Origin of the sequence: Flavobacterium sp. PL02 (assembly GCF_035013205.1) — a bacterium.
GTDB lineage: Bacteria > Bacteroidota > Bacteroidia > Flavobacteriales > Flavobacteriaceae > Flavobacterium.
Genome location: NZ_JAYGJP010000001.1, coordinates 1017734 through 1035676, shown reverse-complemented (window position 1 = coordinate 1035676; position 17943 = coordinate 1017734). Strand labels below are relative to the sequence as shown.

The window sequence follows — 17943 nt, the reverse complement described above, 5'->3', positions numbered from 1 at the left end:
TAAAAAGACTTAATCCTATACAACAATAAAAAAATAATATTTTTTTATAAAAATGCTACTATAAAGAAATGAGGGTTGTTTTAAAAAAAAATCGAATTATATTTGCCTAAAATCTTTAGTACTATGAATCCTTTACAAACTATTATAGAACAAGCTTGGGAAAACAGAGCTTTGTTACAAGAAACTACAACAACTGATGCTATCAGAGAAGTTATTGAACTTTTGGATACAGGAAAATTACGTGTTGCAGAACCAGTTGGTGATGCTTGGCAAGTAAACGAATGGGTAAAAAAAGCAGTTGTAATGTATTTCCCTATTCAAAAAATGGAAACTTTAGAATCTGGTATTTTTGAGTATCATGACAAAATGTTGCTAAAAAAAGGATATGCCGAAAAAGGAATCCGTGTAGTACCTAATGCTGTAGCGCGTTATGGAGCTTATATTTCTAGCGGTGTTATCTTAATGCCTAGTTATGTAAATATTGGCGCATATGTAGACGAAGGAACTATGGTAGACACATGGGCGACTGTAGGAAGCTGTGCTCAAATTGGTAAAAATGTACACTTAAGCGGTGGTGTAGGTATTGGTGGAGTATTAGAACCTTTACAAGCAGCGCCTGTAATTATAGAAGACGGAGCATTTGTAGGTTCTCGTTGTATTGTTGTAGAAGGTGTACACGTTGGGAAAGAAGCTGTTTTAGGAGCAAACGTATGCTTAACTGCTTCTACAAAAATCATCGATGTAACTGGAGATACTCCTGTAGAAATGAAAGGATATGTTCCTGCTCGCTCAGTAGTTATTCCTGGAAGTTATACCAAAAAATTTGCTGCTGGAGAATTTCAAGTTCCATGTGCCTTAATTATTGGTACTCGTAAACCATCTACAGATTTAAAAACGTCATTAAATAATGCACTTCGGGAGTACGATGTTGCAGTATAATATTATTTTATTAAACTCCATAATTATAAGTAAGTATGTTAAGTAAAGAAATGAAAAAACTATCCGTTATCATACTTACTTATAATGAAGAGTTTTATATTGCCGATGCAATAAAATCTGTTTCATTTGCTGATGAGATTATTGTTTTAGACTCTAATAGTACTGATGCTACGCAAAAAATTGCTACAGATTTAGGCGTTAAACTTTTTTCTAGAAAATTTGACAATTACTGTAATCAGAGAAACCATGCAATAAGTTTTGCAACTGGTGACTGGATATTGTTTCTAGATGCAGACGAAAGGGTTACAGATAAACTTCAAGCTGAAATTTTAAAAAGCATCGAATGGGATGAATTTGATACCTATAAAATCTGGTTTCCTCATTTTTTCATGAATCGCTTTTTATTTCATTATACCGACAAAGTTGTTCGTTTAATGAAAAATGAAAAGTTAGTTTTTGAAAATGAAGTACATGAAAAATTAATCATAAAATCAAAACCTGGTGTATTAAAAAATTATATGGTACACTACACCTACAAAGGATTATTTCACTTTATAGGTAAAAAAGATAAATACGCTTGGTTTCAGGCAAAGATGTGTGCCAATAAGGGAAAGAAAGTAACACTGTTTCTACTCTTTTTTAAACCATTTTACCGATTTTTTCATACATATATCGTAAAAAGAGTCTACCTAGATGGAGTTCCTGGTCTTGCTGCCGCTGCTATAGATGCCTATGGAGTATTCTCCAGATATGCAAAAATGATGCTAATCGAAAAAGATTTAGAATAGCTTTAATTTCCCGAATTTTATTTTTAACCTAAAAGTCATCAAGCTATCCTGACCTTTAATGTCTATTCGTTTGATTTCGTAGTTATCTTTAAAAGGAAAATTATTTGGACGATTCCCTATTTTTAAACCAAACTTTATTTTATTCTTAGCGACTATTTGTTTAAATTGCTCATTTTCATCACCCCTTTTAGGATAATTCCCATATGGATAAGCCAAAGCCGGATATACTCTTAAATCATTGTTTTTAATCACCTCCTCACATTTTAGAAAATCATTTTCTATTTCTGAGGCTGATAATAAACTATATTTTTTATGCTCATAGGAATGATAGCCTAATTCTATTTTATTGTTTAACCCCTTTAATTGTTCAATTGTCATTATTTTTTCTCCCAAGGATTCAGACTTACCATTCCATAAATCTGTCTTTCCTATGTATGAAAAAGGAATAAAAAAACTAGCTTTTAAATTAAATTTTTCTAATAACGGTGCTGCAAAAACAAGCTGATTTTCAGTTACATCATCAAAAGTAAGAACAATACTCTTTTTAGGAATAGATTTCATTTTTTCTAATTCTGCAAAATGAAATGTTTCATAATTATTATCTTTCAGATACTGAAGTTGTTGCTCCAGTTTTTGTACTGAAATAGTCAACTTATTACTTTCATTTTCAGATTGACAAATATTATGATACATTAAAATTGGGAGTCTTGACATTTTGTTTGATTTTTTACAAAGTTATAAATCTAAAATTATTAATATTGCACAAAATTGATTTTATGCCTCAAAATGTAATAGTTCCCAAAATTAGTATTTTGGCATTTTGTTTTAATGAAGAAAACAACATCAAGAAACTTATTGAGAATGTGTCGTTTGCTCATGAAATTATCATTATAGACAACAATAGTACAGACAAAACAGTTGCTATTGCAAAAGAGCTTGGCGCAACAATTATTGAACAAACTACTGCTGATAAAACACTACAACACAATCTAGCTATTAATCAGGCGCAAAATGATTGGATCTTGTTGTTGGACATAAACGAATATATTTCTCCCGAACTTAAGGATGAAATTTTGACCAAAATTTCTAATCCAAAAAGCAATGCTCTTTATTACATTAAACAAACCCTGTTTTTCTTTAAAAAGAAAATAAAGCATGGAGAGTTTAATAACCGAAAAAGAGTTTTTCTTTTTGATAAAAAGAGACACTCTTTTTCTGGCAATGAAGAAAGTAATCCATCTATTACATTATTTGGAAAATCTAACATATTAAAAAACAGAATAGACTCTTATGCTTATAAGAGTTTCGATGAATACAATTATCAGCTAAGTCTATTAAGTAAAAAAGAAGCTCAAGAATTGTATGATAAAAAAGTAAAACCAAATTTCTATCATTTTTTAATGAAACCTTTTTTTTGTTTTATAAATCAATATTTTATTCGATTAGGATTTCTTGATGGTAAAGAAGGTTACATTCTTGCTTACATAAACTCATTTGCAGTATTAAAACGCTATTTGATTCTTTGGTTAACTCACAATAAAATGGAATAATAGCTATTAAATAGCTATTTTTGACATCTAGAATCCAACAAAAAACACAATACAGTTTTTTATTAAACTTGTCCCCAATAATGAAAATATTAGTTATACAACAGAAAAGAATTGGTGATGTACTTATTAGTACAATTCTTTGTAACAATCTAAAAAAGAAATACCCAGAATCGACTATCGATTTTATGTGTTATTCTAATTGCACAGATGTTTTAATAGGTAATCCAAATATTGATTCTGTAATTGTATTAGAAGAAAAAATAAGAAAATCATACTTATCATTGTTTAAATTTATTTTTAAAATGAGATCTAATAAGTATGATATATTAATCGATGTATACGGCAAATTAGAGACTAATTTAATAACTATTTTCTCTGGTGCCGATTATAAAATATCATATCATAAATGGTATTCTTCTTTATTTTATAATCACAATATAAAACGATTGGAGAATAATGACGAAACAAATTATGGATTTGCAATAGACAATAGGATTTTATTGCTTAGCCCCCTAAATATCGATAACGCATTAATAGACCCTTTTCCGAAATTATATGTAAGTAATGAAGAAAATCAGGAAGCAATTGCATTATTAGACAAACATAAAGTAAGCAAGGACCGAAAAATTGTAATGATAAGTCTTTTGGGAAGCGAGAAGTCAAAAACGTACCCTCTAGATTATATGGCAAAAGTAGTAGACTATGTTGCAGAAAATAAAGACGTAACCATCCTTTTTAATTATTTTCCAAATCAAATTGAGGATGCTCAAAAAGTATTCAATTTATGCTCAAAAAGTACGCAAGAGAAAATACATTTCGATTTATTAGGAAGTAATCTAAGGTCATTCATTGGTATAATGAATCAGTGCGATATAATTATAGGAAATGATGGTGGAGCAATTAACATGGCAAAAGCGCTAAACAAGCCTACTTTTACAATATTTTCACCTTATGTAACGAAAAATGACTGGGCAACCTTTGAGGATGGATTGCAAAATATTTCGGTACATTTAAGTGACTTTAAACCTGAATTAATTAACAACATTCTACACAAGGAAATTAAAAGCAATTCAGCTTTATTCTATCAAGATTTAAATCCTGAATTATTTAAGAGTCAGATTCATTTTTTCATGACACGAAATCTTTAAAAATCTGATGAATTTTATATTTTTCGTTTTTGTAGCTTTAAAAGTTTAGCATATTTCATATAAGAAAAAAAACTCTGAATCATTGCAATTGACAATCCGTCTATTCCGTTAAAGATACCTTTCTTAAAAAAATAACAACGAACAAAAGCGACAGTTCCGTTAAGGACAGGTTTAAAAAAACAAATTCTTATTCCTTGGTCAAAAAGTTGTTGTGCATGCCAAGTAGAATATTGGTTTTTCTTTGAAATAATTTGCTCTAATGATTCCCATCCATAATGTAAAATATGTACAGGAACTTTTTTCTCTCTTTGAGTTACTACGCTTTGATGTACAATCGAGTTAGAAGGATGGGCTGATTTTTTATTAAAAAAACGAACTTTATAATCTGGATACCAACCTGAGAAATCTATAAGTTTATCTCCTAAAAAGTTTTTTACTCTAAAACTAAAAGCATCATAACTGCCTTCTAAATACTTTTCTTTTAAAATAAAGTCTTCAGCGTCTTTATCTAAAAATTCATCTGCATCAAGATTCAGAACCCAATCATTCTTGCAATATGGTAAACCATATGTACGTTGTGGTCCATCTCCTAAAAAAGATTGTTCAATAACAATTGCTCCTTTTTCTTTTGCAATAGAAGCTGTTTTATCTTTACTAAAAGAATCTACAACAATTACTTCATCGCAAATTCTGAATAAAGCATCAATACATCTTCCTATATTTTTTTCTTCATTGAAAGTAATAATCAATCCACTAATTTTCATTTTAAAATTTAATATATGAAACACAAAAATATAACTTTTTTGATTATTCAATCCTTAATCTTTTGTTACAATTATGTCTCTCTAAAAATAGTTTGTAAATTATTTTTAGAAAAAGCTTATTTGTCTAGTAAAAATCGATTTTGATTAAGACAAAAAAGTAATATACGATAATGTTTTCCAATATTAATTTTCTCAAGTATAAGCGAAATAAATTGCATTAATTATTTTTTCCAGAATTTAAGTTTCTTTTTTAAACGTTTTTTTCTATAAAAATGCTCTTGAAAGTCTGAAGTATACTTCCATAAAGTATCGAATATCTTTTGTTCAGATTTGCCATATAGTTTAGCGTATTCATTACTCATTACAGCAACCATTTCCTTAACAGGTGTCAATCTACATAAATTCTTCATTCGCATCTCAAAACTCATAGAATTATGAAATTCCATTCTATTTAAATCTACCAAGAAAAAACTATAATTACCATCTGCATTTTTTTTGATTAATGTATTACCTGGCGAATGATCTAAAAACTCAATTCCTATTTCATGTAAACCAAAACTAAATCTGGTAAATTGTCTTAGTATATTTTCATGATCTGGATAATCCGGAATCTCTACAAGTTCTCTAAAAGTAAGCTCGGTTATTAAATGCTCACTAGCATAATAACTATCCCTAAGTCCTAACCAATTATAATTCTCTAAATAAGCAATCGGCAATGGAGTTCCAATACCTTTTTCTAATAAAATTGTAGCATACTCAAAAGAACGCCTTGCTTTCGATTTTCGAAAGTATTTGTAAGCAATTTTATTTATTAAATTGGGGATTTTAAATGACTTTACATTAATAGTTTTATCATTTAAATCAAACAATTTTATAACATTACGCTGTCCATTACCAAGAATTACACCATTGGTAGAATTGAAGTTATATATTAAAAAGAGAATTTCTTTTGTGTTTTTTAATGCATTAGAAAATTTATACTTTATAGTCATTTAATATATCTTATGGAAATTTATGTTTAGTATTTATTTAATATTGGTTTCCAGAAATCAATAACTTTAGGTTTGTTAATTCCGTGACAACCAAATGGCAACTGATTATTAATTAGTTTAAATGCTATTTTTGGCTTTCGATCTATTGCAAAATGTAAAGCTTCTTTATAGTTAGGTATTTTAAAATTTTCATTGAATTCTGGCGCCTTTATAGACCAAAAAACATCCTCAATTGCATAGATTTCTTTATTGGTAGAATTCAGAAAATCAAAAATGAACTCTTGCTTAGCTTTACTAATTAAGTAATGAGATTCCGTTTTTCGTAAAGAAAAACCACCATTACCAACTTTAAAGAAAATTTGTTCTCGTTCTTTTTTCTTTTTTGTTCTAAATTTTCTAATTATTTTTTTAAAATATTTTAATAAAATTGCACTTTCTGTAGTAGCAATCCATGGAGCTCCAATATAATCATATCCTTTCTGACACCATTCAGTTAAAGCATCTTTATAAACAAAAGCATCTAATTGATAAATCAATATATACTCACTATCCAAAAAAGCTTCATAAAATAATGATGACAATAATAATTCATTATAACCTTCAATACCATCAAAATAGCGTTTCGGAAAACTTATTGAAGAAATTTGATTAAATTCATTAGTAATATAAGAATTATCCAACCCTTCTGGTTGTACTAAAACAATATCATAGTTCTTAAGCACCTTAACACACTGTAAAAAAGACTTCTCTTCTAGTTCTCCAAAATATTCTTTATAGATCGGAATAATAATTTTTACAGTATTTTTCATTTTATTAATTTAATCTTAAGTATATTTTAATTATAATATAAAAATAAGTAATCATTCCCTAAAAAGATACCTAAGCTATTAAATGTTTTAATTTTATCATGTATTCATTTCGTTTCGTTAGCAAAAACTGGATTTATTTTGAAATTCATTCACTAAATTTTTATAAAAAATAAAAATATACATAGAAGTTAACACTTCAAATTAATATCCTGTTTTCATAAATAAAAGAAAGTATAAAGAAACAGCAAGTCTTGACTAAAAACTTGCTGCTACTTTATGATTTTTTAAATTTTATCTACAGTACGATTATACAAAAAAGTCTTTAAACCATTGTCCAAAGTTCTTTTTCCATATAAAAAAAGAGGTAGGCATTATCTTTTCAAGATCTAGATTCTCTTTTATTTCTTCGAACGTAGTTCCTTTAACAAATTCTAATCTTTTCCATCTTTCTGGCTCTAAATAATAAAAATCGAATATTGTTTTATAATTATTCTCATTTACACTTTCCCATTTTTCTATAAGCGCCTTTTTATTAATCTCAAAATCATGCCCCCAATTGCTGAACTTCATCTCTAATTCTTCCTTTGAGCGCGATACACATTCGTGAAGAACCAATCCTTTATAATAAATAACTCTCTTACGTGTTCTTCTTCCAATTTTATAACTCGGATAATTTGTAGCTACAATAACTTTTGATGTTTTTTCAACATATAACATACCACTATCAAGTCTCTTATAGAGATTTATCAGATAAGGAGATATTTGAATTTGATTTTTCTCAGGGTTGTCAAGAAAATGATCTTTAGTTCTTAAAAAAGCAACAAATTCTTTAAATTTTAAAAAATACTCATCACAATCTAATTGGATTAACCAATTCCCAATGCCCATTTTTTCTGATAGTATTTTACGCTCGCGAACTTCACATTCCATACTGTTTAATTCTGGGCAATAAAAATTTTCTTCTATAATTTGGATTTTCGAATCTACATCTACTGATTTAATCCATTGAAAAAATTCGTCCTCTATGATGAAAGACTCCCCTTTCCAAGTTTTTCTTTCTTTATCAATTGCTAAAAAAATTGAATCCGATTCTTTATACACCTGAGGAAGAGCTGTTTTAAGATAACTATAATCATAAGAAACCAAAAAGCCAACTTGAATTTTTTTCATTTATCTATATTTATTGATGCAAATGTACAAATATTAATTAAAATTATTTTTAGACGCATCCTCAATTAAAAAAGTAATATTATATATTTGTCTTTTTATGTTAATAACAAATATCATGCACATTCCAAAAATCTCTGTTATAATGCCCGTATATAATGCAGAGCCTTTTTTAAAAGAAAGCATAGAAAGTATTCTAAACCAATCTTATAAAGACTTCGAATTATTAATCCTGAATGATAAATCTACCGATAATAGTTTAGAAGTAATTAAACAATGCCAGCAGAAAGATTCAAGAATTATTATAATTGACAAAAAAATAAACGTTGGCCCTGCAAACCTTAGAAATGAAGGGATACAGATTGCTAAAGGAGATTTTATTGCCCTTATGGATGCCGATGATATTGCTTTACCAAATCGCTTTGAGAAACAAGTAGAAGTTCTAAAAAACAATCCTGAGATTGGTGTTTGTGGAACATGGTTTACTTTTTTTGGATCAAAGCAAAATAAAATTATCAGACATGGTGAAGATCATGACCATATAAAAATTTCATTTTTGCATAGCTGTGGTATAGGAAATCCAACTGTTATGCTTAAAAAAGAAAGTTTAAAAAATTTAGAATTCAATAATGATTATGTTCCTGTAGAAGATTATGATTTATGGAGCAGATTATTACCTAAAACTAAATTTCACAACATCCAGGAATCTTTATTAAATTATAGACAGCATAATAATAACATTAGCAAAACAAAGATTGATAATGTAAACAAATCTATAAAAAGGGTAAAAGCAAACCAGATGACTGAATTTGGAATAAATCCTGCAGATCCTAAAATTGATTTCTATATAAATGCCGTTTCTGTAAAAAGAGGACTCATCCCTACCGAAGTTATTGAAGTCATAAATGCTTCAAAGTTTTTACTTTCGCAAAATGAAAAATTGAAGAATTTTAATCATACTCAACTTGAGGAACATATAAACAGAACATTAATACGTACAATTCGTAATGCTAGTAAGTACGACATTTCATACTACAATCATTTAAGAAAAAAAGAAAACAACCTATTTCGAAAAATAAATAGGCTGGACAAAATTGTTTTTTTCTTTAAATCTATAATTAACCTCAAGAAATAATTAGGCTTTAATATAACGCCAAAGAAATTTTATTTTAGTTAAAAAAACAGCATTTGCTAAAAATGCTTTGATTCCTTTTTTAGATTCTGTTTTATCTTGATTTTTATCTTTAACTAATTTTAAAGCTCCCTGTGCTGAATATTTCAATAATGAATTCATAATTTTTGCCACACTCTTTGTTCTGGCTTCTGGAATACATACATTCAAATAATAAATTATTTTTAAAATATTTAAAGAATGAACGATACTTTTTTTCAAAAATAAAGTCGATCGACAGAGTACTGATTTCAATAAGATTAGTACTCTAGTTTTTATTTTCTGGAAAATTTTTTAACATAATGTCTTGCTTTTCTCCAAATTCTGCTTGCTCTTATTCTCTTTCCTCTATAAGTACCTCCTGAAATATTGATAGGTTCATAATATCTGTAATCAAAACCAAAACTCTCATTCCAATAACCATATTTTAAAGTTGCTTCTTCATCGATCTTTGGAAAAACAAAGTTATCGTCATTTATAATTGAGATTACTTCCTCATGATTTTCAGGTATAAAAACGCAGTTCAATTTTTCATAAGCAGCATGCCCTAACAATAGTACATTTTTACTTGCAAACGCAGCCTCTGCTCCTACTGTAGATCCAAATACAATTACAATATCGCTTTTGTTAATTAGTGCATAAGTATCGATACTATCTTCTGCTTTAATTATTTCAATTGAAGGATACTTTTTTTCAATCTCTTCTTTTATAAATCTATTTTGACTATTATCGAGGCCTTTTAAATTTGGATGTATACGTAAATACAACTTAATCTTATCATTGCCTTTTAAGCTCTCACAGATCATTTTTATGCCTTCATTGTCATTTGGATAAAAATATGGACCAAACCCTTCTAAACCTTCATATTCATCTAATGATGAATTAAAAATGGTAACAATCTTCTTATCGGTATTAATACTTTCCGGTAATCTTCCTTCCTGTTGTTCTTTTGTAAATGAATACCAGGCATCTTCCACTCGCTTTATTCTATTTACATAGAACGTTTTACCAATTTCTACCTTATCATCTGTTGCATTGTCCCACAAATACTCCATTTCCTCAGAAACAGTCTCTATAGAATGTGGTATGGAATTGATTCTAAATAAAAACCTATCTATTTTCCCTCCTCTTTCATGAGTAGCATAGTTTAGTTTTCTTTCTTGACATACTCGTAAAAGTGGTCTATTTTCTATAAATCTACCATTAAAGAATAGCGCTAAATCTGGTTGAATCTTATCAAGAACTAATTTGACAGTTTCATATAAATATGCACCAGTCAAAAGCCCTCTTGAAATAAAATCCTCATGCTCTTTTACATTTGGTTCATGATTTCTTGTATATGAAACAAGGGACGAAGCCGTAGCCATTCCTGCATCATAGGTTTTGAATGTGAACTTTTTTAATGACTGAATATCTTCAAAGGAATTGGGTGCCTTGAATTGCTTAATTCTAAAATCCTCAATATTTAAAAAATCTTTATAATGAAGTACATGTAGATTTTCTCCTTTCTGGTTTATCTTTTGAATAAACTTAGTGCTATTTAAAACTCTGGAATAGCAAGCTTTGCAATCAACACCAATATGTTTTGGGTTTTCAAAACAAACTTTAAAATCGCTTTTACAAATAAGCCAATATATAACATTCCCTTGTTCCAAAAGTCTTTCTACGATTTCCATCTCTGTCTCTAAATGCGGCGTAGGATGATAAGTAGTTTGTACAAGAATTACTTTATTGAAAATAGAATCTATATTGGTCATTCGAAAATATATTGAAATGTAATTTATTTATTATCTGCAAAATTTAATTGCATTGGTATTCCTTTAACTAAATCAATCATAGCTTTTTTTCCTATTAATTTATTGTAATATTTTGGATGTACTCCAAAACCTGGGCGAACGGAACGCAAATTTTTAGCTGTAAAAATCTCTCCTGCTTTTATATCTTCTGCGATATATAAAGAACGACTGAACTCTCTTCCTTTAGCTTGCTTTTCTGTTAATGTATAATCTATTGTTCCTGAAGCTCTTTCCGCTTCCCTAACTGCTTTTACCATTCCCGTAAATTCTTCTTCGTTCATTGAAAACGAAGCATCTGGCCCACCTATAGAACGATCAACAATAAAATGTTTTTCTATGATTTTTGCACCAAAAACCGTTGCAACAACAGGAACTGTACTTCCCATAGTGTGATCTGAAAGACCACTAATAACTCCATATCTTTCTGCTAAATCCTTAACCATAATCATATTAGCTTCTTCTATCGGGGCTGGATAACTAGATGTACACTTCAATAAGACAATCTGGGTATTTCCTTTTCTTTTACAAGCATCTAAAGCCAGTTCAATATCTTCCTGTTCAGCTATTCCTGTTGAAATTATAACTGGCTTTCCCTTTGAAGCTACATATTCAATTAATGGAATATCCGTAATTTCAAAAGAAGCAATTTTATAAGCTGGAGTATTTAACTCTTCTAATAAATCTACTGAACTGAAATCGAAAGGGGATGAAAAACAAACCAAACCTTCTTTTTTAGCAGCCTCAAATATTTCTTTATGCCATTCCCAGGGTGTATAAGCTTCTTGGTATAAATCATAAAGATATTTCCCGTCCCAAATTGTTCCTTGCTTTAAGCGAAAATCATCTGTTTTAACATCTAAAGTTATAGTGTCGGCTGTATAAGTCTGTAACTTGATAGCATCAGCACCAGCTCTCTTAGCTGCTTTTACTGTAGCTAATGCATTATCCAAACTACCATTATGGTTTGCAGACAACTCTGCAATAATAAAAACTGGGCTTTTTTCATCAATATGAAAAGTACCTATTTGGAATGACTTTGTCATGATTATTAAATTGAAATTTCAAATTTACTATTTTCTTTGTCTTCTGTCTCTAAAAAACCTAATGCTCTAAAAGCTTTTAAAGACGGAATATTATCTTTGATAACAAAACCTATGATTTTATTACCTGATAATCTTGTTTCCGAAACAAATTGTTTCAGAAAATTTATTCCTTTTTTAAGAATTTCTTTACCTAATCCATATCCATGATAATCAGAACCTATTAAATAGCTAATAATAAAACTTCCCTCTACAATATCAAATCTTATAGATCCTACAGATTTATTTTCTATTTCTGCTATCAAATATATAGATTGTGGATTATTAATTTTCGATTGGAACCATGCCACATGCTCTTCCCACAAAATTTCCTTTTTATTAAATGAAAACCGACGTATTTCTGGATTTTTTGCCCATAAAAAAGTAATTTCTGTATCTACAATCGTTGCTAAGCGTAAGCTCATTCCTTTAGTCATTTTTATTTTCTTGAAAATCTTTAAAAGTCTTTCATTAGATAATCCATCAATGCTATTTTTATTCAAAGGAATCATACTTATAGCCTTTTCAATAGCTTCGTTCAACCCTTTTGATTCAAAGTCATATGCATCATAAAAACAATTTTCATTTTTATATGCTTCATAGATGAATTTTTGATTTTCAACATAAGTTCCTGAAACCACACGACATCCAACCGAAAGAACTTCATTTAAAATCCCGCTTGAAGGTACAATCGCCAAATCTGAAACCTTCATAAGTTCTAACATCTTTCTTTCATCAATACCGTTAAAATGCTCAATTCTTTTATCTGAATCAATGGCTATTTTCAACTCATCTATATGTTTAAATGCTATTCCCGTAACAACAATAATTCTTTTAAAAACAGAAAATTCTGTTATTACTTTTACAGTATTTGTAGTAAGATTTTTAAAGTCTGAGCCTCCAAAACAGATAAAAACGGTCTCTATCTCTATAATCTCTTTCTTATTTCTTGCCTGCTCTAAAAATAAAGGCCTTAATAATGCATATTCGGGTCCTAATGCAAATTGAGTATCTACAAGAGTAGTGTAATTATCTGGATAAACATTAGGTGCATGGTTAATTATAAGGTCTGCTACATACTCTTTATCAAATAAATCATCAATACAAACTAATGTTGATTCTGTAATTTTTATACTTTTCTGATACGATAAATCAAAATGATAGCCATCTAAAATAATAATATCATTCTTTGTTGGCAACTTTAAAAAATCTGCCTCATTTTCAATCTCTAATAATTTAAAACATACCTCTTTGATATCATTCTTTATTTTATCGGGAATAAATCTACATACAAAGGTTATTGAAAAATCTGACTGAAGCATTTGTGCCAATGCAAAACAACGCATTAAATGTCCCAACCCTATTTGAGAATTTCCATCTACTCTTATGTATAAATTCATATTTATAATATTTTTCTAAAAACAGCTTTTGCAGGATTGCCAATTAAAAATTGCTCATATCCCCCTTTTAATGCCTCTTTATATATTTCCAATGATTCTCCAAAGGCTTTAGCAAAATAATACACATCTTCTTCTGTATGAGAAAAACATGGTACAAATACTCCTTGAAATAACACTCCTCTTTTTATCATTTCCTGCATAAAAAGAGTTCTATATCCCTGACTGAATGCTCTGTTATTATCTTTAAAAACAAAAAACGGCATCCAATCTGCAGCTACAACTTCTATATAATCTGTTAATTCATTTTCTTCAACTAATCGTTTACATAAGTCAGATAGTTTCTTTCCAATTTGATGATTGTGTACAATTACATCTTTTTCCTGATATTCCCTTATTGTAGCAATTGCAGCTGCCAAACCATGTGTTTCTCCACCATGTGTCGTCGATATTAAAAATACTTTTTCTTCACCTTCACGTGTAATGCCTCCTAATTCCATAACTTCTTTGGTTCCTGTCAAAGCACAAAATGAAAATCCATTTGCAATACCCTTTCCCCAAGTAGCCATATCGGGCCTAAGGTTGAATTTTGTAATTGTTCCTGGAAAATCCGTTTTGAACCCCGTTACCATCTCATCAGCAATAAACAATGCTCCATTAGCATGACAAAGTTCAATTGCCTCTTTTAAAAAGGCTTCTACTTTGAAATCAGAATTATTCAAATGCGGATAGTTCCCTTTTTCCGGTTCAGTAATAACACAAGCAATTTGATTCGGGTATTGCTCAAACATCCTTTTTAAGGATTCTATATTAAAAGATTCAAACGTTACAGACAGCTTAGAAATATCCTCTGGTATTCCTTTGTTGCAAGCTGTAGAACCAATAAACCAATCATCATAACTATAAAATGGGTGATCTACAGGAAACGCTATCAGGTTCCTTCCTGTTTTTGCTCTTGCAAGTTTAACCGCTGCAGTAGTAACAATAGACCCATTTTTTGAAAACTTAATCATATCATGTCCTGGAACCAATTTTAAAAAGGTTTCCGCCATTTCTTTTTCTAAAACAGAAGGACGTTGAAAATTAACTCCGTTTTCCAATTCCTCTTTAACAGCATCAAGTACAGAACCATAAGCATGACCTAAGCTAACACTGGTTAATCCCATTGAGCAATCTAAAAACTCATTACCATCTACATCCCATATATGTGAGCCCTTGCCTCTTGCAATAGCTGCAGGTGATAAAATCGGGAACTGATCATCTCCTTTAGAATAAGTATGACTTCCTCCAGGAATCAGATTATGGATTGCTTTTCTATATTCATCTGAGACTTTAAAATTTGTAATATTTCTTAGCTCTATTTCGTTAAATTTACTTTTCATATAACCTTCGTTTCTAAAAATAGAATAATTAATATTCTAAATTATTTTATGTTGCAATAAATAATCTGCATAAATTTGCCATGATAAATCGGATCCTAGAGTTTCAATTAAATACTTGACAGTTTTAAAATCAGATAGTTAACCAACAGTAATTCGCAATGAAGCATATGCTTTATTTACAATTTTAATTTCTACATTTTCCTAATATAAGCTGTTACATGTTCTCTATCTGCAGTAGCTATAGCTGATTTCCAGCCCCTTTTAGTGCTTTAAAACTAAAAACTTCAACGTCCAACCCATCTTAGATAAACCTCCTGAAGTTGATTGGAATGATAATCCAGTTTGTTTTCACTTCTATCTAAAATACTATATGGTAACTCTACTACATCTGAGATACATTTCAACACTATAAGACACTCTAAGTTCCTCAGGGCTTTAAAGTAAAAAATAAAATTTTATCAATCTTATTCTTACGCTTTTCCTTTGTAAGGTTTCCCATAAAAAAGGATTTTTGAATAATTTATCAGCATTATGACCAAATAACCATAAAACACTGAATTGTTTAACTTACCTAAAAATAGAGAAAGTAGATCCAATAATTCAGCATTTATTTTTCTTTTTTATGAATGCAAATATAACAATAAACAGATAATTAAAATGCAGGTTTTATCTCGTATATTTTAAGCTTTTATAAACATTTTAAAAAATATTTCTTTCTATTTTTTATTAAGTATATTTGTCTCTTCTTTTTCAAAACAAAAAAAGATCATCATTATTCATTAAATAATTTGAACCTTTAAAAATAGTTGAATTAGATTACATCTTAATTAATACAGCATACTTAAACTTAGATTGCGCATTAGACTAAAATAGCATCCAATAATCACTTGAATAATTTTATTTCTATTAAACAAAGAACAGATTAAGTATCTCTTTTTACAGAATTACACAAAACCAATTAAATTTTTAAAATCACCCTATTTTTATTTAGAATATTAAACTTGTTAATTTCCATAAAATAGAACCAAATAGCATATAGTATCAACTTAATACACAAATAATATAAATATTTATCTTTATAATCGGAATAAAAAAAACACAAAACATACCTTTAATAATATTACGTTGACGATTTCCCCCATTATATCGAAACATACCAACTGGCCTCTTCTTATAAAAACACCTTTTATAAAAAATAATAAAAATATAGTAATCAAAATAAAATTATAACATAATGATGCAAGAAGAAATTCTCAACGCATACGAAGTCATTAAAAATGGCGGAATTATACTTTACCCAACCGATACTGTTTGGGGAATTGGTTGTGATGCAACAAATCCTGAAGCTGTTGCCAAAATATACAAACTGAAACAAAGAGCCGAAACTCAAAGCATGATTTGCCTAATGAATGGCGAAAAAATGATGTACAATGTTTTTAAAGACATTCCTGAAGTAGCTTGGCAAATTATGGATTTATCCGAAAAACCAACTACGATTATCTTAGACAAACCCCGAAATGTAGCTCCAAATATTATTGCTCCAGATAATTCTCTAGGAATTAGAATCGTTAAAGAGCCCTTTTGTTTTAAACTTTTAGAGCGAATGAAAAAACCATTAGTATCAACTTCGGCTAATATTTCTGGACAACCTACACCAATAGCTTTCAAAGACATTAATCCTGAAATCATTAAGGGAGTTGATTATGTAGTAAACCTATATCACGATAAAGTAGCGGGAAAACCATCTACAATTATAAAACTTACAAGTGATTCTCAAGTAAAAGTAATCCGTAAGTAATTTAGAACTAATTGATAATTAACAATTGTTAATTATCAATTAGTTTCAAACTTTCTATTAACCAATCGATATCTTCCTTGGTATTATAATGACTTAAAGAGATTCGCAAATTCGGAAGTTTTAAATCAGCTTCCGAAAGCATTTCTTTTAAAACATGTGATGGTCTAATACTTCCAGATTGGCAAGCACTCCCTCTAGAAACGGCAATTCCTTTCATATCCAGATTAAACAACAACATCGATGTTTTGTCTACTGAAAAAGGCAATATTACATTCAAGATTGTATAGAAATCATCTTTTGTTCCGTTAATTCTAAAACCTGGCAACTCTTTCTCTAATTGAGTAATTAAATAGGTTTTTAAATCTAAAATATATTCTTTTTCAATCTCTAAGTTTTCATACGAAAGTGTCAAAGCTTTAGCCATACCTGCAATCTGATGTACAGCCTCTGTTCCTGCTCTCAAGCCTTTTTCTTGCTCTCCTCCAAAAAGTAATGGTTGTAATCCCGAATTTTTTCGAACAAAAGCAAAACCAATTCCTTTTGGCCCATGAAATTTATGAGCACTTGCAACAATAAAATCTAGCAAATTGCTTTGTAAATCAATTTTAGCCTTACCTACAGATTGCACCGTATCCGAATGAAATAGCACATCATATTGCTTACATATAACACTTACTCTTTCTAAATCTAAAACAGTCCCAGTTTCGTTATTAACGTGCATTAAACTCACCAATGTTTTTTTCTCATCTGAAAGTAAATTTGACAAATGAGTTAAATCTATAGAGCCATCAGAATTAATATTTACATAATCAACCTGAATATTATATTCTGATTCTAATACCAAAACAGTATGCAAAACGGCATGATGCTCGATTTTGGTAGTAATAATACGTTCAACTTTTAAATCCTTTACAGCCGAACGAAGTATCCAATTATTAGCTTCGGTACCACCAGAGGTAAAAATAATCTCTTGTGCCAAACAATTAAATTGTTTAGCGATACTTTTTCTTGAAAGTTCTAAAATTGTCTTAGCATTACGTCCAGAACTGTGTGGCGATGATGCATTTCCATAATCTTCTGTCATTACTTTTGTCATTTCCTGAATGACTTCTGGACGTATGGCAGTTGTAGAGGCGTTATCGAGGTATACTTTTTTCATTGCC

At 29.4% G+C, this 17943-nt stretch carries 17 protein-coding genes; 6 read left to right on the top strand and 11 right to left on the bottom strand.

Annotation, left to right across the window (positions count from 1 at the left end; translation table 11 throughout):
- The first annotated feature begins 123 nt into the window (after nucleotides 1-123).
- Together SHI72_RS04405 and SHI72_RS04400 are read left to right on the top strand one after the other, a co-directional pair.
- Nucleotides 124-939 (top strand): 2,3,4,5-tetrahydropyridine-2,6-dicarboxylate N-succinyltransferase, encoded by an 816-nt coding sequence (locus tag SHI72_RS04405; protein WP_039115113.1) that lies wholly within the window; start codon nucleotides 124-126, stop codon nucleotides 937-939.
- Nucleotides 940-989: 50 nt separating this feature from the next.
- Entirely contained in the window at nucleotides 990-1727 is a 738-nt protein-coding gene (locus SHI72_RS04400) for a glycosyltransferase family 2 protein (protein ID WP_039115183.1), read from the top strand.
- Here the strand turns inward: SHI72_RS04400 and SHI72_RS04395 are convergent.
- Nucleotides 1719-2420 carry a polysaccharide deacetylase family protein gene (locus SHI72_RS04395; RefSeq protein WP_323489175.1) on the bottom strand — a complete coding sequence of 234 codons (702 nt, stop codon included), beginning with the start codon at nucleotides 2418-2420 and terminating at the stop codon, nucleotides 1719-1721. The genes SHI72_RS04400 and SHI72_RS04395 overlap by 9 nt on opposite strands.
- An 83-nt stretch (nucleotides 2421-2503) precedes the next feature.
- Here SHI72_RS04395 and SHI72_RS04390 point away from each other — a divergent pair, with 83 nt between their 5' ends.
- Together SHI72_RS04390 and SHI72_RS04385 are read left to right on the top strand one after the other, a co-directional pair.
- Nucleotides 2504-3277 (top strand): glycosyltransferase family 2 protein, encoded by a 774-nt coding sequence (locus tag SHI72_RS04390; protein WP_323489174.1) that lies wholly within the window; start codon nucleotides 2504-2506, stop codon nucleotides 3275-3277.
- Between the two features lie 80 nt (nucleotides 3278-3357).
- Entirely contained in the window at nucleotides 3358-4425 is a 1068-nt protein-coding gene (locus SHI72_RS04385; RefSeq protein WP_323489173.1) for a glycosyltransferase family 9 protein, read from the top strand.
- A 14-nt stretch (nucleotides 4426-4439) separates the two neighbouring features.
- Here SHI72_RS04385 and SHI72_RS04380 read toward each other — a convergent pair whose 3' ends face one another.
- From SHI72_RS04380 to SHI72_RS04365, 4 genes are all read right to left on the bottom strand, one after another.
- Entirely contained in the window at nucleotides 4440-5189 is a 750-nt protein-coding gene (locus SHI72_RS04380; protein ID WP_039118799.1) for a glycosyltransferase family 2 protein, read from the bottom strand.
- Between the two features lie 221 nt (nucleotides 5190-5410).
- Nucleotides 5411-6181 carry a Kdo domain containing protein gene (locus SHI72_RS04375; RefSeq protein WP_323489172.1) on the bottom strand — a complete coding sequence of 257 codons (771 nt, stop codon included), beginning with the start codon at nucleotides 6179-6181 and terminating at the stop codon, nucleotides 5411-5413.
- Nucleotides 6182-6207: 26 nt separating this feature from the next.
- Nucleotides 6208-6990, bottom strand: a complete 783-nt coding sequence (locus SHI72_RS04370; RefSeq protein WP_323489171.1) for a DUF5672 family protein — start codon at nucleotides 6988-6990, stop codon at nucleotides 6208-6210.
- Between the two features lie 306 nt (nucleotides 6991-7296).
- Nucleotides 7297-8160, bottom strand: a complete 864-nt coding sequence (locus tag SHI72_RS04365) for a hypothetical protein (RefSeq protein WP_323489170.1) — start codon at nucleotides 8158-8160, stop codon at nucleotides 7297-7299.
- A 115-nt stretch (nucleotides 8161-8275) separates the two neighbouring features.
- Between SHI72_RS04365 and SHI72_RS04360 the strand changes: the two genes are divergently transcribed.
- Nucleotides 8276-9292 (top strand): glycosyltransferase family 2 protein, encoded by a 1017-nt coding sequence (locus tag SHI72_RS04360; RefSeq protein ID WP_323489169.1) that lies wholly within the window; start codon nucleotides 8276-8278, stop codon nucleotides 9290-9292.
- Here SHI72_RS04360 and SHI72_RS04355 read toward each other — a convergent pair whose 3' ends face one another.
- The 5 genes from SHI72_RS04355 to SHI72_RS04335 are packed head-to-tail and all read right to left on the bottom strand — an operon-like array spanning nucleotide 9293 to nucleotide 14982.
- Nucleotides 9293-9550 carry a hypothetical protein gene (locus SHI72_RS04355; protein ID WP_323489168.1) on the bottom strand — a complete coding sequence of 86 codons (258 nt, stop codon included), beginning with the start codon at nucleotides 9548-9550 and terminating at the stop codon, nucleotides 9293-9295. It abuts the gene before it with no gap.
- Between the two features lie 53 nt (nucleotides 9551-9603).
- Complete coding sequence (locus SHI72_RS04350) at nucleotides 9604-11085, bottom strand: hypothetical protein (RefSeq protein WP_323489167.1); 1482 nt, start codon at nucleotides 11083-11085, stop codon at nucleotides 9604-9606.
- A 23-nt stretch (nucleotides 11086-11108) separates the two neighbouring features.
- Nucleotides 11109-12167 carry a pseudaminic acid synthase gene (pseI, locus tag SHI72_RS04345; RefSeq protein ID WP_323489166.1) on the bottom strand — a complete coding sequence of 353 codons (1059 nt, stop codon included), beginning with the start codon at nucleotides 12165-12167 and terminating at the stop codon, nucleotides 11109-11111.
- Between the two features lie 5 nt (nucleotides 12168-12172).
- A complete protein-coding gene (gene pseG, locus SHI72_RS04340) occupies nucleotides 12173-13603 on the bottom strand; it encodes a UDP-2,4-diacetamido-2,4,6-trideoxy-beta-L-altropyranose hydrolase (protein ID WP_323489165.1) in 1431 nt (476 codons plus the stop codon).
- A gap of 2 nt (nucleotides 13604-13605) precedes the next feature.
- Nucleotides 13606-14982, bottom strand: a complete 1377-nt coding sequence (locus SHI72_RS04335) for a glutamate-1-semialdehyde 2,1-aminomutase (RefSeq protein ID WP_323489164.1) — start codon at nucleotides 14980-14982, stop codon at nucleotides 13606-13608.
- Nucleotides 14983-16219: 1237 nt separating this feature from the next.
- Between SHI72_RS04335 and SHI72_RS04330 the strand changes: the two genes are divergently transcribed.
- Entirely contained in the window at nucleotides 16220-16780 is a 561-nt protein-coding gene (locus SHI72_RS04330; protein WP_323489631.1) for an L-threonylcarbamoyladenylate synthase, read from the top strand.
- Nucleotides 16781-16808: 28 nt separating this feature from the next.
- Here the strand turns inward: SHI72_RS04330 and SHI72_RS04325 are convergent, their stop codons facing one another.
- Nucleotides 16809-17939, bottom strand: coding sequence for a cysteine desulfurase family protein (locus SHI72_RS04325; protein ID WP_323489163.1), 1131 nt, complete (start codon nucleotides 17937-17939; stop codon nucleotides 16809-16811).
- Nucleotides 17940-17943 lie beyond the last annotated feature (4 nt).

What these genes read in the sequence shown, in the direction of transcription:
- SHI72_RS04390 (WP_323489174.1), top strand. Translation starts at nt 2,504, where the DNA reads ATGCCTCAAAATGTAATAGTTCCCAAAATTAGTATTTTGGCATTTTGT.
- SHI72_RS04325 (WP_323489163.1), bottom strand. Translation starts at nt 17,939, where the DNA reads ATGAAAAAAGTATACCTCGATAACGCCTCTACAACTGCCATACGTCCA.
- SHI72_RS04330 (WP_323489631.1), top strand. Translation starts at nt 16,220, where the DNA reads ATGCAAGAAGAAATTCTCAACGCATACGAAGTCATTAAAAATGGCGGA.
- SHI72_RS04380 (WP_039118799.1), bottom strand. Translation starts at nt 5,189, where the DNA reads ATGAAAATTAGTGGATTGATTATTACTTTCAATGAAGAAAAAAATATA.
- SHI72_RS04370 (WP_323489171.1), bottom strand. Translation starts at nt 6,990, where the DNA reads ATGAAAAATACTGTAAAAATTATTATTCCGATCTATAAAGAATATTTT.
- SHI72_RS04365 (WP_323489170.1), bottom strand. Translation starts at nt 8,160, where the DNA reads ATGAAAAAAATTCAAGTTGGCTTTTTGGTTTCTTATGATTATAGTTAT.
- pseG (WP_323489165.1), bottom strand. Translation starts at nt 13,603, where the DNA reads ATGAATTTATACATAAGAGTAGATGGAAATTCTCAAATAGGGTTGGGA.
- SHI72_RS04360 (WP_323489169.1), top strand. Translation starts at nt 8,276, where the DNA reads ATGCACATTCCAAAAATCTCTGTTATAATGCCCGTATATAATGCAGAG.
- SHI72_RS04350 (WP_323489167.1), bottom strand. Translation starts at nt 11,085, where the DNA reads ATGACCAATATAGATTCTATTTTCAATAAAGTAATTCTTGTACAAACT.
- pseI (WP_323489166.1), bottom strand. Translation starts at nt 12,167, where the DNA reads ATGACAAAGTCATTCCAAATAGGTACTTTTCATATTGATGAAAAAAGC.
- SHI72_RS04375 (WP_323489172.1), bottom strand. Translation starts at nt 6,181, where the DNA reads ATGACTATAAAGTATAAATTTTCTAATGCATTAAAAAACACAAAAGAA.
- SHI72_RS04405 (WP_039115113.1), top strand. Translation starts at nt 124, where the DNA reads ATGAATCCTTTACAAACTATTATAGAACAAGCTTGGGAAAACAGAGCT.
- SHI72_RS04335 (WP_323489164.1), bottom strand. Translation starts at nt 14,982, where the DNA reads ATGAAAAGTAAATTTAACGAAATAGAGCTAAGAAATATTACAAATTTT.
- SHI72_RS04395 (WP_323489175.1), bottom strand. Translation starts at nt 2,420, where the DNA reads ATGTATCATAATATTTGTCAATCTGAAAATGAAAGTAATAAGTTGACT.
- SHI72_RS04385 (WP_323489173.1), top strand. Translation starts at nt 3,358, where the DNA reads ATGAAAATATTAGTTATACAACAGAAAAGAATTGGTGATGTACTTATT.
- SHI72_RS04400 (WP_039115183.1), top strand. Translation starts at nt 990, where the DNA reads ATGAAAAAACTATCCGTTATCATACTTACTTATAATGAAGAGTTTTAT.